The organism is Kitasatospora sp. NPDC087861, assembly GCF_044742585.1.
Taxonomy (GTDB): Bacteria; Actinomycetota; Actinomycetes; order Streptomycetales; family Streptomycetaceae; genus Kitasatospora.
In genome coordinates this window covers 129856-144051 of the sequence record NZ_JBIUUS010000008.1, presented here as the reverse complement: position 1 = coordinate 144051, position 14196 = coordinate 129856, and the positions used below count along the sequence as shown (strand labels likewise).

Here is a 14196-nt window from a genome sequence, read left to right as displayed (position 1 = left end):
TGCACCACCACCTCGGCCGACTCCTCCCCCACCGCGCCTGAGCGCGCCCGCACGTGCAGGGGCCCGCCGCGCAACCGGCGCGGCGGGCCCCGAAAGAGCGGATTACCGGCGGCCGGCCGCCACCTCGGCATCCTCGTTCTCGTTCTCGCCCTGGTCGTCGCCCCAGCCGTCGCTGCGGTCGCGGTAGAGGGTGAAGCGGTCGTACAGCACCGGGGTCGGGACGGGGTTGGCGGCGGTGGCCGGGGCCGAGTGGTAGTAGCTGACCGTGATGGTGGTGCGGCCGCCGGGGACGCGGCCCGGGTCGACGTCGAAGACCGCGACGCCGTACGGGAAGTCGGTGTCGGGGTCGGTGACCGCGGACCAGTGGGCCTTCTCCTTGGCGTCCGGGTCGGCCTTGAAGGTGAGCCGCTGGGTGCGGACGGAGGCCTGGCGGACACCGTCCGCGTCGGCGGGCAGGTAGACGTCGTCGTGCCCGGCGGTGCCGCCGCCACCGAGGATCAGGTGGACGGTGCCCTGCGAGGTGTCGATCTGCCGCAGGTCGTCGTCGGCGACGGCCGGGGTGAGCAGCCCGCCCGGTTCGGTGCCGCGGACGGGGTGGGTGCGCTCGTAGTCGTGGTCGTGGCCGGCCAGGACGAGGTCCACGGAGTAGCGGTCGAGCAGCGGCAGCAGCTTCTCCCGGATACCCATGTCACCGCCGTGACTGGCGGCGGAGGAGGACATCGCGAACTGGTGCAGGTTGACGACGATCCAGTCGACCTCGCCGCCGCGCCGGGCACGCGACAAAGTGCGCTCCAGCCACCGGAGTTGAGCCCCCTCGCTGTAGTCGCTGAGGTAGATCGACCGGCCGGTGGCCGGGTCGAGGCTGGCGTCGTCCTCGACCGCGATCTCGTTGCCGTCCAGGCTCACGAAGAGCACCGAACCGACCTGGAAGCCGTACCAGTTGCCGCAGTAGTCGCGCGTCCCGTTGTCGGGCAGCTCGAAGCGGGTCAGGTAGGAGGCGTACCCGAGGTCCCCGCCGCCGGCCTCGACCTCGTGGTTGCCGGGCGCGGGCATCCACGGGCGGTGGGCGGCCGACGTGGCGAGGTTGTTCATGAAGGCGTTCCAACACTGCGGCTGGCGCTGCGGGTTGTTGTTGGCGTACGCGAGGTCGCCGTTGAGCAGGTGGAACAGCGGAGCGAACTGCTCCACCTGGCGGACGGCGGCGGCACCGTGGATCGAGGACTTGCTGAACACGTTGTCGCCGGTGCCCAGGTCGCCGAAGCTGGTGAAACGGAACGCGGCCCGGCCGCGCGCGGGCGCGGTGCGGAAGGTGCCGCGCACCGCGTCGGCGCCGTCGTGCAGCACCTCGTACACGTACGTGGTGTCCGGCCGCAGGCCGTCCAGGCGGACGTGGTGGGTGTACGTCTCGACCTTGTTGAGCCCGTCGACGTAGCTGCGGGTCGCGGCGTCCACGGTGTGCCCGGCGCCACCGCGCGGGGTGCCGACCCGGACCCGGGGACGGCGCACACTGCCCGCCGTCGCCCAGGAGACCGTCATCTCCCGGGACGGCTCGTTGCCCCACTGCAGGTGGATCTGCTCCGGGCCGGGGGTGCCGGCCAGCGCCGGCTGCGTCCACAACAGGGTGGACCCGGGCAGCGCGGCGAGCGCACCGGCCGCCGTACCCGTCCGAAGGACCGTTCTACGCGAGGGATGTGACACTGCCGCCTCCTGGGCTCCGAGAAACGCCCTGGAGAGTGCCAGTCGCACCGGGCGGCCGGGCCACCGACGAAGGTGTGTTCGGCGAACGGAAGTTGAACGCTGTCCCGGCTCGGGCGAGGCGATCGTACTGGCCCGGACGGATTACCGAACCCTGACGCTCCGCCCACCTGCACCCGTACCGGACCCGGGCGCGGCTAGCGTCGGCGGCATGGAGATTCTGGTCACCGGCGGCGCCGGGTTCATCGGGTCGGCCGTGGTCCGCGCGCTGGTCGCGGCCGGGCACGGGGTTCGGGTGCTGGACGCGCTGCTGCCCGCCGTCCACCCCTCCGGGCGGGCGCCCGACCTGCCCGCCGGCGTCGCCTTCCGGCACGGGGACGTCCGCGACGCCGAGGCCGTACGGCGGGCGCTCGCCGGGGTGGACGCGGTCTGCCACCAGGCGGCGATGGTCGGCCTCGGGCTCGACCTGGACGACGCCCCCGCCTACGCCGGCTGCAACGACCTCGGCACCGCCGTCCTGCTCGCCGCCATGGCCCGCACCGGCGTCCGCCGACTCGCCCTGGCCGGCTCGATGGTGGTGTACGGGGAGGGCCGCTACCGCTGCCCGGCGCACGGCGACGTCGCCCCGGGCCCGCGCCGCCCGGCCGACCTGGACGCCGGCCGTTTCGAGCCACCCTGCCCGGTGTGCGGCCACGCCCTGAGCCCCCACCTGGTCACCGAGGACGCCCCGGCCGATCCGCGCAACGTGTACGCGGCCACCAAACTCGCCCAGGAGCACCTGGCGTCCGCCTGGGCCCGCGCCTGCCAGGGCACCGTCCTGACGCTCCGCTACCACAACGTGTACGGCCCGGGCATGCCGCGCGACACCCCGTACGCGGGGGTCGCCTCGCTGTTCCGCTCGGCGCTGGCCCGGGGCGAGGCCCCCCGGGTGTTCGAGGACGGCGGCCAGCGCCGCGACTTCGTCCACGTCGAGGACGTCGCCGCCGCCAACCTGGCCGCCCTGACCGCCCTCGACGCCTGCCCGCCGGGCGGCTCCCGCGCCTACAACGTGGGCAGCGGCGAGGTCCGGACGGTCGGCGAGATGGCCGAGGCGCTGGCGGCGGCGTACGGCGGCCCGGCGCCGCTGGTGACCGGCGAGTACCGCCTGGGCGACGTCCGGCACGTCACCGCCGACTCCTCCCGGCTGCGCGCCGAACTCGGCTGGCGCCCGCGGGTGCCGTTCCACACCGGGATGGCCGAGTTCGCCGCCGTTGCGGTGCGGGTCGGGCACCGCGGCTGACGCTCCGTCGGATCTGGCCGGAACTCCCCGGTGAAGAGCGGAGGATGGGGTTAGCCTGTCAATATGGTTGCAGACTACAAGGAAGAAGTCGCCGTGAACGACCGGGAATTCATCAGCACACCCGCCCTGATCCTCCGGTCCCTCTCCGCCGACCCCGGCCGGCCGGCCGTCATCACCCCCGACGGCGCCGAGATCACCGCCGGCGACTTCGCCGCCGCAAGCTACCGCCTCGCCCACGAGCTCATCGCCCGGGGCGTCACCCGCGGGGACACCGTCACCCTGCTCACCGGCAACACCGCCGAGGCGCTGAGCGCCCGCTACGCGGCGGGCCTCGCAGGTGCGCGGGTGGTCAACCTGTACGAGGGCATGAGCACCCCGGTCCTGGCCGAGATCGTGGCGAGCGTCGACACCACCGTTCTCCTCGTGGACGCCGAACGGTTCGCGGGAGCCGCCGAGTTGCTGCCCCTGATCGACGTGCCGACGGTCCTCCGCCTCGGCCCCGGCCCGGCGGCCGTCGGCGAGGACGTGATCGCCGCCGCCGCGCACCGCCCCGCCGAACCGCCCGCCGTCCGGATCGGCCCGGACGACGACCTCGGCATCCGCCACACCGGCGGCACCACCGGAATCCCGAAGGGCATCCTCAGCCGGCACGGCACCTACCGCGGCGTCTTCGACGTCCCGTTCGGCCGCGGCGGCAGCACCGACGAGCCGCCCCGCTTCCTCGCCGCCACCTCGCTCGCCCACCTCGCCGGGATCTTCTCCGACCTGACGCTCCACCACGGCGGCACGGTGGTCCTCCAGCGCACCTTCGACCCCGGCGAGGTCCTGGCCGCCGTCGAGCGCGAGCGGATCACCGCCCTCTGGGTACTGCCACCGCTGCTCTACCAGCTGCTCGACCACCCGGCGATCGGCCGCACCGACCTGTCCAGCCTGCGGCAGATCTGGTACGGGGGCTGCGCCGCCTCGCCGACCCGGATCCGGGAGGCGCTCAAGGTGTTCGGGCCGGTCCTGGTGGGCGTCTACGGGATGTCCGAGGCCCAGCTCATCTCCCTCCTCAGCCCGGAGGAGCACGACCGGATCGCCCAGGGCGGCCAGGTCCCGGTCGGCCGCCCCTTCCCGGGTGTCGAGGTGGAGATCCGCGCCGAGGACGGCACCGCGCTGCCCGCCGGAGAACAGGGCGCGGTCCACATCCGCTCGGCCGGCCTCATGGCCGGCTACTGGAAGCGGCCCGACCTGACCGCCGAGGTGCTGCGCGACGGCTGGCTGCACACCGGCGACGTCGGCCACCTCGACGCGGACGGCTACCTCTACCTGTCCGACCGGGTCAAGGACCTGATCATCGTGGTCGGCGGGCACGTCTACCCGTCCGAGGTGGAGGACCTGCTCCTCACCCACCCGGCGATCGCCCGCTGCGCGGTCTTCGGCGTACGCGACGCCCAGGAGGCGGAGCACGTCCACGTCGCCGTCGTTCCCGCTCCGGGGCAGCAGCCCGAGCTGGCGGACATCCAGGCGTTCGTCACGGCCCGCAAGGGGCGGATCTACGCACCGGAGGCCCTGCACCTGGTGGCCGAGATCCCGCTGACGTCGGTCGGCAAGCCGGACAAGAAGCGGCTGCGCGCGGCCGTGGCCGAGTAGGCCGGACGCACCGCACCCGGAGTCGGCGGCTTCCTCAACCTCAAGCCCTAGCGGGCCTCGGCCCGAGGCGCCGGCAGGGTGATCTCGAAGCAGCAGCCCCCGTCGACGTTGTGCACCCGGGCCCGCCCGGCGTGCGCCTCGACGATGCCGCGCACGATGGCCAGCCCGAGCCCGGCGCCGCTCTCCCCCGGCTCGCCGGCCGCCCGGCCGTCGTCGCGGCGCGGGGTGCGGGCGGAGCCGCCGCGCCAGCCGGTCTCGAACACCCGGGGCAGGTCCTGGTCCGGAATGCCGCCGCAGCCGTCGGTCACCGACAGCACCACCTCGTCCGCCTCCCGCCGGGCGGCCACCGCCACCACGCCGTCCTCGGGGGTCGAGCGGATCGCGTTGACCAGCAGGTTGCCGAGCACCCGGGTGATCTCCTGGCTGTCCACCTCCACCGGCTCCGCCGCCACCTGCCGCCCCTCCAGCCGGACGCCACGCCGCCTGGCCAGCGGGTACGCCCCGGCCAACGCGTCATCCACCAGGTCGTACACCGACACCCGGGTGAGCGAGAGGGAGAGCGCCCCGGCCTGGATCCGGGAGAGCTCGAACAGGTCGTCCACCATCCCGGTCAGCCGCTCGACCTCGGCGCGGATCCGCACCAGGTAGCGCTCGGGCTCCTCGGCGACTCCGTCCTCCAGCGCCTCGGCCATCGCCCGTAGACCGGCCAACGGGGTGCGCAGGTCGTGCGAGATCCACGCGATCAGCTCCCGGCGGGAGTGTTCCAGGGCCTGCTCACGCGCCCGGGACTCCGCCAGCCTGGCGCTGGTGGCGGCCAACTCCTCGCTCAGCGACGCCAGTTCGGCGCCGAGCGGGTGGACCGGCGCGGTGAACCCGGCGTCGCTGCCGACCGTCCGGGCCGCCTCGGCCAGCGCCCGGCTGCCGGCCACCACCTGGCGGCCGAGCAGCGCGGCGGTGACCAGCGAGACGACCGCGGCCATGCCGAGCACCGTGATGACCACACCGAGGTCGTGGGTGGACAGGAACATCGCCTGCGCCACCGCGAACGTCCCGGAGGTCACCGCGAGGACGGTCACGGCCGCCACGCAGAACAGCGACAGGGCGACCGAACGGCGGCGCAGCAGCCGGATCGCCGCCCAGCCGAGCAGGCCCGCCCCGCCCGCGCCGAGGGCGGCGAACAGGGCGATCAGCAACAGGTCCTTCACGCCGCACCGCCCTGCGGGCGGGCCGGGTCGTAGCGGTAGCCGACGCCCCAGACGGTGCTGATCAGGGCGGGCGCGGCCGGGTCGTCCTCGATCTTCTCGCGCAGCCGCCGCACGTGGACGGTGACGGTGGAGAGGTCGCCGAAGTCCCAGCCCCAGACCCGCTGCATCAGGTCCTGCCGGGAGAACACCGTGCCGGGATGCCGGAGCAGGAATGCCAACAGGTCGAATTCCCTGAGGGTGAGGGCGAGTTCACGCCCACCCCGGTGGGCCCGGCGGGCCTTCGGGTCGAGCGTGACGTCCCCCGAGCGCAACGCCCCGCCCGCCTCCGCCGTGCCGTCCACCGCGCCGCCCGCCATCGTGGCCGCCCCGGCCCGGGCGCGGCGCAGCACCGACTGCACCCGCAGCACCAGCTCGCGCGGGCTGAACGGCTTGGTGACGTAGTCGTCCGCACCCAGCTCCAGGCCGAGGATCCGGTCCGCCTCGTCGCCCTTGGCGGTGAGCAGCACCACCGGCAGCGCGGCGCCCTCGGCGGAGGCCCGCAGCCGGCGCAGCACCTCCAGGCCGTCCAGTCCGGGCAGCATGAGGTCCAGGACCAGCAGGTCGGGGCGGGTGCGCTCGGCGAGGTCGAGTCCGCGCGCGCCGTCGGCGGCCCGGTCCACGTGGTACCCGGCGCGGGCGAGGTAGCCGACGACGACCTCGGAGACGGTCGGGTCGTCGTCGACCACCAGGATGTGCGGGGTGTCGTTCACCTCGCCGAGGATAGGAGGTCGCGGCGGCGGGTGCGGACCGGACGGGCGCGCGTTCGAGTTCCGTAACATCCGCCGGCCCCGATCCGCCGGGCCCGCTCCGCCGGGCCCGCTCCGACAGACCGTGATCCGCCGGACGGGTCAGCCGCCGCGACGTCCGACTTCCGTAAGGCTGCGTCGCCACCGCAGGCCGCCCGGCCGCGGTTAGCGTGGCCCGCGTGACCTCACCCACCTCCACCGTTGCAGCCGTCGACGTCGTGCTGCCCTGCCTCGACGAGGCCGCCGCGCTGCCCTGGGTGCTGGGGCGGATCCCGGACGGCTGGCGGGCGATCGTCGTCGACAACGGCTCCCGGGACGGCTCCGCCGACCTCGCCCGCTCCCTGGGCGCGACCGTGGTCGAGGAGCCCCGGCGCGGGTTCGGCGCCGCCTGCCACGCCGGGCTGCGCGCCGCCACCGCCGACCTGGTCTGCTTCCTGGACTGCGACGGTTCCCTCGACCCCGCCCAACTCCCCCGGGTCACCGGCCCGGTGCAGACCGGCGCCGCCGACCTGGTGCTCGGACGCCGCCGCCCGGCCACCGCCGGGGCCTGGCCGCTGCACGCCCGCCTCGCCAACACCGTCCTGGCCCGCCGGCTGCGCGCCCGCACCGGCGCGGCCCTGCACGACCTCGGCCCGATGCGGGCCGCCCGCCGGGAGCACCTGCTGGCCCTGGGCCTCGGCGACCGGCGCTCCGGCTACCCGCTGGAGATGGTGCTGGCGGCCTCGGCCGCCGGTCTGCGGATCGCCGAGACGCCCGTCGACTACCTGCCGCGCGCGGGCCGCTCCAAGGTCACCGGCACCCTGCGCGGCACCCGCCAGGCCGTCCGCGACATGCGGACCGTGCTGGCCGCGCCCCCGCCGACCCTGCTGGTGATCGCCAAGGCGCCCGTCCCCGGCCGGGTGAAGACCCGGCTCACCCCGCCCTGCACGCCCGAACAGGCCGCCGCCCTGGCCGCGGCCGCCCTCGCCGACACCCTGCACACCCTGGGCACGATGCCGGCCGGGCGCCGCCTGCTCGTCCTGGAGGGCGAACCGGCCGATCGGCCGCCCGCCGGCTGGGAGGTCGTCGCGCAGAGCGGCGGCGGGCTGGACGAACGGCTGGCCGCCGCCTTCGCCCACGCGGCCCGGGTGGCCCCGGACGTACCGGCGCTGCTGGTCGGGATGGACACCCCGCAGCTGAGCGCCGCCGCCCTGGCCGAACCGCTGTCGGCCGCCCGGCGGGCGGGCGTGGACGCCTGGTACGGCCCGGCGGCGGACGGCGGCTTCTGGGCCCTGGGCCTGGCCCGGCCGACGGCCGACCTGGCCGCGCACCTGTTGCACGGCGTGCCGATGTCCACCCCGGGGACCGGTGCGGCCCTCCTCGAACGCCTCACCGCAGCGAACTTGACGATCCGCCACCTTCCACCGCTCACCGACGTGGACACCATCGAGGACGCCCACCGAGTCGCCGCCGAGGCGCCGGGCAGCCGCTTCGCCGCACAACTGAGGCACCTCGACCTCAGCCCGGAGGTGGCGAGTTGACGATCACCGCACCCCGAGTCGGCGACCCCCGCCCGGCCTCCGGCTGGGGGGACCGGGATCCCTATGCCGAGGCCGTCCGCACCGGGCACGGCCCGCTCTGGCTGCGCCGCGCGGACGGCCACCGGCATCGGCTGGACATCGAACGCTGGTGCGCCCCGGCGGCCGGCGCGGACCACAGCCTGCTGCTGCGCTGCACCCGCCTGGCCGCGCCCGTCCTCGACCTCGGCTGCGGCCCCGGACGGCTGGTCGCCGCGCTGGTCGCCCTCGGCGTCCCGGCCCTGGGCGTCGACGTGACCAGGGCGGCCGTCGCCCGCACGGTCCGGCTGGGCGGTCCGGCGCTCTGCCGCTCGGTCTTCGACCGGCTGCCCGCCGAAGGCCGCTGGGGCGCCGCGCTGCTCGCCGACGGCAACCTCGGCATCGGCGGCGACCCGGACGCACTGCTCCGGCGGGGCGCCGAACTCATCGCGCCGGACGGGCTGTTGCTGGTCGAGGTGGAGCCGGTGGAGCTGGACGAGCGGGTCACCGTCCAGGTCGAGGGCCCGGACGGCCGGCTCGGGGCGCGCTTCCCCTGGGCCCGGCTCGGTACGGCCGCCGCCCTGCGGCGGGCCCGCGCCGCCGCCGGACTGGTCGAGGCGGAGCGCTGGACCTCGCACGGCCGCCACTTCCTCGCGATGCGCAAGCGGTGAAGCACCAACGGTGAAGCACCAGCGGTGAGGCACACAAAACGAAGCACCCACCGATGTGCACAAGGTGAGGCGCGGGCGCCCAGGAGCCCGCGGCACGGCCCCGGCGAGGCCCGACAGCCCAGGCGCAGAATGAAGTTGGGCCGGGGTCCAAGGAGCCTTGCAGGATGCCGATCGTGCACCACGCGTGCGGCTGTCGCCCAACCGCCTCTTGGCCCCACGGTCAGGGGTGCCCCGGCGGCACCCTTCGAGGCGTCCCGGCCGAGCCTGCCACATGCCCCGGGCTGCGACAAGACATCCGGCCCACCCCCTACTCCGGGCCCATCGACCGCCACTGCGGGTGCTCGCGCTCGGCCCACCGGCGATCCACCCACCCGGTCCGCATTCCGAGCCGCGCCTCCGGGTCCCGCCAGGCCATCCGGACGTGCCCGACCACCACCACGGCGATGCCGGCGGCCAGCCAGTCGTGCACGAAGGTCGCCCCGACCCGCCAGGCGGGCGGGGTGAGGCCGGTCAGCCACATGAGCAGCCCGGTGCCGACGATCACCAGCATCGTCCCGAGCGTCCACTGCGCGTACAGCTTCTGCCCGGCGTTGAACTTGCCCGCCGGCCGGCCCGTCGATCTCGTCCGGACCGCGCGCAGCCACTGCCGGTCCGCCGGGGTGAAGCGGCTCAGCCGGGCGGCGTCCGCCCGCAGCGCCCGCGAGGCGAGCCCGAGCAGCAGCGGTACGGGCAGTGCCAGGCCGCACCACACGTGCACCGTCACCACCAGCGGCCGGTCGCCGACCAGTTCGGCGAGCGGCGCGAGGTAGAGGCAGGCGGCCGTGGCCAGGCAGACGCCCATCAGCACGGCGGTCGTCCGGTGCACCCAGCGCTCGGCGAGGGTGAAGCGGTGGCGGAGTTCAGCTCGTCGGCGCATCGCCACGTCCGTTCGACCGGCCGACCCAGGCGTCGACGTCGTACCCGTTGCGTTCCCAGTAGCCCGGCTCCACCGAGCCGGTCACGGTGATCCCGGAGAGCCACTTGGCGGACTTGTAGAAGTACATCGGCGCGACGTACAGCCGCACCGGGCCGCCATGGGTGTGGGAGATCGGGTCGTCCTGCATCCTGAGCGCGACCAGCACGTCATCGCGCCGGGCCTGGTCGAGGGTGAGGCTCTCGGTGTACTCGCCGTCGAAGCAACTGAACCGGACGGCCGTGGCGCCCGGCCGCACCCCGGCGGCGTCCAGCAGATGGGCGAGCGGCACCCCCTCGAACGGGGTGTTCGGCACCCGCCATCCGGTGACGCACTGCACGTCCCGCACCAGCCGCCGCTGCGGCATCGCCTGCAGGTCCGCCAGGCGGTGCGTCGTCGGGCGGTCCACCAGGCCGTCCACCGTGAGCGTGTAGCTGTTCGCATCCCGCGCCGGGACCGAGGAGACCACCGAGTAGTACCGGAACCCGTTGTTCCCCGGCAGCAGCCCGCTCAGCCCGCTCGGATCCCGCTCGGCCAGCCCCGACTCGACCCGCTGCAGGTACGGCCCGGCCGCGACCCCGACCGCGCCGAGCCCGAGCAGCCCGAGCACCACCCGCCGCCCCACCGGCGTGCCCCGGCCTTCTTCGTCTGTTCCGTCCACACCCCGATTGCACCAGTCCGGAGCCGGGAGGACGAGGCCCGGCCCCGATACGTCAGCCTTTCGTCATCTCTCCGGCGTCGTCCCTCCCGCCCGGGCGGCACCGGATCGCGTTCCGGTCACGGTCGTCGGAACATCCCACCCGAGCACTGCCCGCGCCCACTAGGGTGCGACGCGTCCCCGCTGTTACGCCCCCCCCTCGGCCGACCCGACCGCCGAGGACCAACCGATCGGATCGGTGCCCCGTGACCGTGACCCTGCGTCACCTACGGCCTGCCACCCGCACGAAGGCCCTGCTCAGCCGACTCGTCCGGACGGTCGCGACGGTCGCGCTGTTCGCGGCCGCCCTCACCGGCACGGCGGCCGGAACGGCCACCGCCGCCCCGGCCGCGCCCGCGGCGGCGGCCTCGGTGGGCGGATGGACCTGCCCCGGCACGCCCGTGCCCCCGGGGTACGTCATCACCATGTTCAACAGCGGCGGCTGCAACGGACACGGTTCCTGGTTCCAGGCACCCGCCCAGGACCGACTGTGGACCTGTTCGGGCTCGCCGATCGTCTCCGGATACGTCCTGACGAGCTACAACCCCCAGGGCTGCAGCGGTGTCGGCGCCTGGTTCCACGAGCTGGTCCGCAACGGCATCTGGACCTGCCCGTACTCGCCGATCCCGGCCGGCTACCGCAGCACCACCTATGACGCCCGCGGCTGCAACGGCCTCGGCGCCTGGCTCACCATACGCGCCTGACCCCCGGAACATCGCGCGGGCCCCGGCCGAAACCCCGGCCGGGGCCCGCGCGTTGCCCTGTGTCCGGCGACGCCGTCGCCGTGCTCCGACGGTACCGACGAGACCGTGCGGCGCGGCGCCGCTTCGCGAAGAGGTTGTCCGTGACACCGGACGAGAAGGGCACAGAAGGAAGACCCTCTCCTGGCCACTTCTAACGTATAGCGCACGGGGGGGCTTGCGGCAAGGCCCTGGTGGTGGCGCAGAATCATCGGCCCAGGCCGGAATCCGCGGAAATGGAAGTCACTGAATGCGTGTGCTGTTGTCGACGTACGGATCGCGCGGGGACGTCGAACCGCTGGTGGGGCTCGCGGCGCGGTTGCGCGAGCTCGGCACGGAGGTTCGGATGTGCGCGCCGCCGGACGAGGACTTCGCGCAGCGGCTGGCCGGTGTCGGCGTACCGCTGGTGCCGGTCTGCCGGGTGGCCGCCGTCGTGCACCACGGCGGAGCGGGCACCACGACGACGGCCGCGAGGCTCCTGCTCGACGCGGTCGGCCGAGGCCGGTAGCGGGCTCCCGCGCCCGTGTGAACCACCCGAGATCCAGAACCGATGGAGTCAGCTTTGCCCCTCTCCCCCGCCTCACCGTCCGTGCCCTCGCCCTCGCCCTCGCCCTCGTCCTCGCCCGCACTCGACTCCGCCGCCACCGCCGGCTGGCGGGCCGAGGAACTGCGCGCGGAGAACGAGTACGTCGGCAAGCTGTACGACCGCCTCGAAGCCCAGCGCGAACTCGCGACGACCCGGCTGCGCGAGGTCCACCTCCGGGACAAGGGCGGAACGGCCCAGTCCCGCATGGAGCGCGACACCCTGGAGATCCACCACACCCGGCGGCTGGCGGAACTGCACGCCGCCGAGTACGGGCTCTGCTTCGGCCGGATCGAGAGCGCCGACGGCGAGCGGCAGTACATCGGCCGGATCGCCCTGTCGGACGAGGACCACGAGCCGGTCCTCACCGACTGGCGGGCGTCGGCCGCGGAGCCGTTCTACCGGGCGACGCCCGCCGCGCCCGGCGCGGTGGTGGGGCGCCGCCACCTGCGGGCCAAGGGCCGGACCGTCGTCGACTTCGACGACGACGCCTTCGGCGTGGGCTCCCCGCAGGGCCGGGACGGCGCCGAACTCAGCGGGGAGGGCGCCCTGCTCGCCTCGCTGACGGCGGCCCGGACCGGTCGGATGGGCGACATCGTCTCCACCATCCAGGCCGAGCAGGACCAGATCATCCGCTCCGCACTCAGCGGCGTGCTGGTGGTGCAGGGCGGTCCGGGCACCGGCAAGACCGTGGTCGCCCTGCACCGCGCCGCGTACCTGCTCTACACCCACCGCGACCGGCTGGCCAAGCGCGGTGTGCTGGTCATCGGGCCGAACACGACCTTCCTGCGCTACATCGACCAGGTGCTCCCCGCGCTCGGCGAGAGCGAGGTCGTGCTGAGCAGCATCGGCGCGCTCTACCCGGGCGTGACCGGGACGGACACGGAGACGCCCGAGGCCGCCGCCGTCAAGGGCGACGCCCGGATGGCGCGGGTCCTCGCCACCGCGCTGGAGGGGCTGCGGCAGCTGCCGGAGACGTCCTGGACCATCACCGTGGGCCGGACCTCGCCCTACCACGTGGAGCTCCAGATCGGCCGGGCGCTCTGCGAGCGGGCCCACGCCGCCGCACACCGCAGCGGCAAGCCCCACAACGCGGCCCGCGCCGAGCTGGTCGAGCGGCTCTCCTCGGAGCTGGCCCTGCGGATCGCCCGGGACCGGGGCGGAGACATGGACCTGGACGACGTCGCGGACCTCGCCGACGCGCTCGTCGGCGAGCCCGAGTTCCAGGCCCTGGCCGAGCGGCTGTGGCCGCTGCTGAGCCCGGAGCGGCTGCTCACGGCCCTGTACGGCTCCCCGGAGCTGCTGGCCACGGCGATGCCGGACTTCTCCGAGGCCGAGCGCGCCGCACTCCTGCGCGCGCAGCCGGCCCCGGATCGGCAGGCCGTCCCCCGGACGACCGACGGGACGACCGACCGGACCGCCGACGGGACGACTGACAGGACGACCGACGGGACCACCGGCTGGACCACCGACGACGTTCCGCTGCTCGACGAGGCCGCCGAACTGCTCGGCCCGCTCCCCGGCGGCGCCGTCGCCCGCCGGGCCGACGCCGCCGAGGCCGCGGAGCTGGAGTTCGCGAAGCTCGTCCTCGACGACTTCGGCGTGGGGCTGGTCGAGATGGACGCGCAGATGCTGGCGCGGCAGTACCGCGGCGAGGAGTCGCTCCGCCCGCTGGCCGAGCGCGCGACCGAGGACCGGACCTGGGGCTTCGGACACGTGATCGTGGACGAGGCGCAGGAACTGTCCCCCATGGCCTGGCGGCTGCTGGCCCGCCGCTGCCCCGGTCGTTCCATGACGATCGTCGGCGACCTGGCGCAGACCGGCGCACCGGCCGGGCTGAGCTCCTGGGGCGAGGCGCTCGACGAGTACACCGCGGGGCGCTGGCGCACGGTGGAACTCACCATCAACTACCGCACCCCGGCCGAGATCATGGCGGTCACCGAGGGAGTCCTGCGGGCAGTCGACCCGGCGCTCACCGCGCCCACCGCGGTGCGCAGCGGCGGCATCCGCCCGTGGAGCCTGCGGGTGCCCGAGGAGGGCCGGGGAGCGGCGCTGCGCGACGCCGTCGAACAGGAGCTCGCGGCGCTGGACGGCGGCCGGATGGCGGTCATCCACGCCCCGCACCCTCCGGCCGAACTGTTCGACGCGCTGGCCGGGTTGGCGGGCGTCGCCGCCTTCACCGACGGTCCGTCGGCGCTGGACTCGCCGGTCGTCCTGCTGACCGCCGCCCAGTCCAAGGGGCTCGAGTTCGACGTGGCCCTCGTCGTGGAGCCCGCGGAGATCCTCGCGGCGCACACGCACGGCGCGAACGACCTCTATGTGGCCCTCACCCGCGCGACGAGGAGCCTCGGGGTCGTCCACCGTGGGGAGCTGCCGGAGATGCTGACCGGCCTCGACCCGCGCTGACCCGGCCGGGGCG

The 14196-nt window shown here is 74.8% G+C and carries 11 protein-coding genes and 2 pseudogenes; 8 read left to right on the top strand and 5 right to left on the bottom strand.

Features of this window, described 5'->3' with window-relative positions; genetic code table 11:
* Positions 1-102 precede the first annotated feature (102 nt).
* The gene (locus tag ACIOJE_RS14400) at positions 103-1617 is read right to left on the bottom strand and encodes a purple acid phosphatase family protein (RefSeq protein ID WP_400776254.1); all 1515 of its coding nucleotides are present in this window, start codon (positions 1615-1617) and stop codon (positions 103-105) included.
* Positions 1618-1906: 289 nt separating this feature from the next.
* Here ACIOJE_RS14400 and ACIOJE_RS14395 point away from each other — a divergent pair, with 289 nt between their 5' ends.
* Both ACIOJE_RS14395 and ACIOJE_RS14390 read left to right on the top strand, forming a co-directional pair.
* The gene (locus ACIOJE_RS14395) at positions 1907-2974 is read left to right on the top strand and encodes an NAD-dependent epimerase/dehydratase family protein (protein ID WP_400776252.1); all 1068 of its coding nucleotides are present in this window, start codon (positions 1907-1909) and stop codon (positions 2972-2974) included.
* A 63-nt stretch (positions 2975-3037) separates the two neighbouring features.
* Positions 3038-4609 (top strand): AMP-binding protein, encoded by a 1572-nt coding sequence (locus ACIOJE_RS14390; protein ID WP_400776249.1) that lies wholly within the window; start codon positions 3038-3040, stop codon positions 4607-4609.
* Between the two features lie 47 nt (positions 4610-4656).
* Here ACIOJE_RS14390 and ACIOJE_RS14385 read toward each other — a convergent pair whose 3' ends face one another.
* Together ACIOJE_RS14385 and ACIOJE_RS14380 are read right to left on the bottom strand one after the other, a co-directional pair.
* Positions 4657-5814, bottom strand: coding sequence for a sensor histidine kinase (locus ACIOJE_RS14385; RefSeq protein WP_400776247.1), 1158 nt, complete (start codon positions 5812-5814; stop codon positions 4657-4659).
* Complete coding sequence (locus tag ACIOJE_RS14380; RefSeq protein ID WP_400776244.1) at positions 5811-6632, bottom strand: response regulator transcription factor; 822 nt, start codon at positions 6630-6632, stop codon at positions 5811-5813. The genes ACIOJE_RS14385 and ACIOJE_RS14380 overlap by 4 nt, the downstream gene beginning before the upstream one ends.
* 146 nt (positions 6633-6778) lie before the next feature.
* On the opposite strand from ACIOJE_RS14380, the pseudogene ACIOJE_RS14375 reads away from it, so the two are divergent.
* The 3 genes and pseudogenes from ACIOJE_RS14375 to ACIOJE_RS14365 form a co-directional block, all read left to right on the top strand.
* Positions 6779-7489 (top strand): annotated as a pseudogene (locus ACIOJE_RS14375) (glycosyltransferase family 2 protein); the annotation flags it as partial.
* A 102-nt stretch (positions 7490-7591) separates the two neighbouring features.
* On the top strand, positions 7592-8119 hold the full coding sequence (locus tag ACIOJE_RS14370) for a DUF2064 domain-containing protein (protein ID WP_280680546.1): 528 nt from the start codon (positions 7592-7594) through the stop codon (positions 8117-8119).
* Positions 8116-8805: a class I SAM-dependent methyltransferase gene (locus ACIOJE_RS14365; RefSeq protein ID WP_280680477.1), complete on the top strand. Its 690-nt coding sequence runs from the start codon at positions 8116-8118 to the stop codon at positions 8803-8805. The genes ACIOJE_RS14370 and ACIOJE_RS14365 overlap by 4 nt, the downstream gene beginning before the upstream one ends.
* A gap of 307 nt (positions 8806-9112) precedes the next feature.
* Here the strand turns inward: ACIOJE_RS14365 and ACIOJE_RS14360 are convergent, their stop codons facing one another.
* The gene (locus ACIOJE_RS14360) at positions 9113-9721 is read right to left on the bottom strand and encodes a cytochrome b/b6 domain-containing protein (protein WP_400776242.1); all 609 of its coding nucleotides are present in this window, start codon (positions 9719-9721) and stop codon (positions 9113-9115) included.
* On the bottom strand, positions 9705-10418 hold the full coding sequence (locus tag ACIOJE_RS14355) for a molybdopterin-dependent oxidoreductase (RefSeq protein WP_400672879.1): 714 nt from the start codon (positions 10416-10418) through the stop codon (positions 9705-9707). Before ACIOJE_RS14355 ends, ACIOJE_RS14360 begins: the two co-directional genes overlap by 17 nt.
* Before the next feature lie 242 nt (positions 10419-10660).
* Here ACIOJE_RS14355 and ACIOJE_RS14350 point away from each other — a divergent pair, with 242 nt between their 5' ends.
* The 3 genes and pseudogenes from ACIOJE_RS14350 (at position 10661) to ACIOJE_RS14340 (ending at position 14183) form a co-directional block, all read left to right on the top strand.
* Positions 10661-11158, top strand: a complete 498-nt coding sequence (locus ACIOJE_RS14350) for a hypothetical protein (RefSeq protein ID WP_400776239.1) — start codon at positions 10661-10663, stop codon at positions 11156-11158.
* A gap of 286 nt (positions 11159-11444) precedes the next feature.
* A pseudogene (locus ACIOJE_RS14345) lies at positions 11445-11609 on the top strand (glycosyltransferase); the annotation flags it as partial.
* Positions 11610-11756: 147 nt separating this feature from the next.
* Positions 11757-14183, top strand: coding sequence for a HelD family protein (locus ACIOJE_RS14340; protein ID WP_400776236.1), 2427 nt, complete (start codon positions 11757-11759; stop codon positions 14181-14183).
* The last annotated feature ends 13 nt before the right edge of the window (positions 14184-14196 follow it).

Bases quoted from the DNA above. Each gene is read 5' to 3' on its own strand.
- ACIOJE_RS14390 (WP_400776249.1), top strand. From the start codon at position 3,038: ATGGTTGCAGACTACAAGGAAGAAGTCGCCGTGAACGACCGGGAATTC.
- ACIOJE_RS14380 (WP_400776244.1), bottom strand. From the start codon at position 6,632: ATGTTACGGAACTCGAACGCGCGCCCGTCCGGTCCGCACCCGCCGCCG.
- ACIOJE_RS14360 (WP_400776242.1), bottom strand. From the start codon at position 9,721: ATGCGCCGACGAGCTGAACTCCGCCACCGCTTCACCCTCGCCGAGCGC.
- ACIOJE_RS14395 (WP_400776252.1), top strand. From the start codon at position 1,907: ATGGAGATTCTGGTCACCGGCGGCGCCGGGTTCATCGGGTCGGCCGTG.
- ACIOJE_RS14370 (WP_280680546.1), top strand. From the start codon at position 7,592: ATGCCGGCCGGGCGCCGCCTGCTCGTCCTGGAGGGCGAACCGGCCGAT.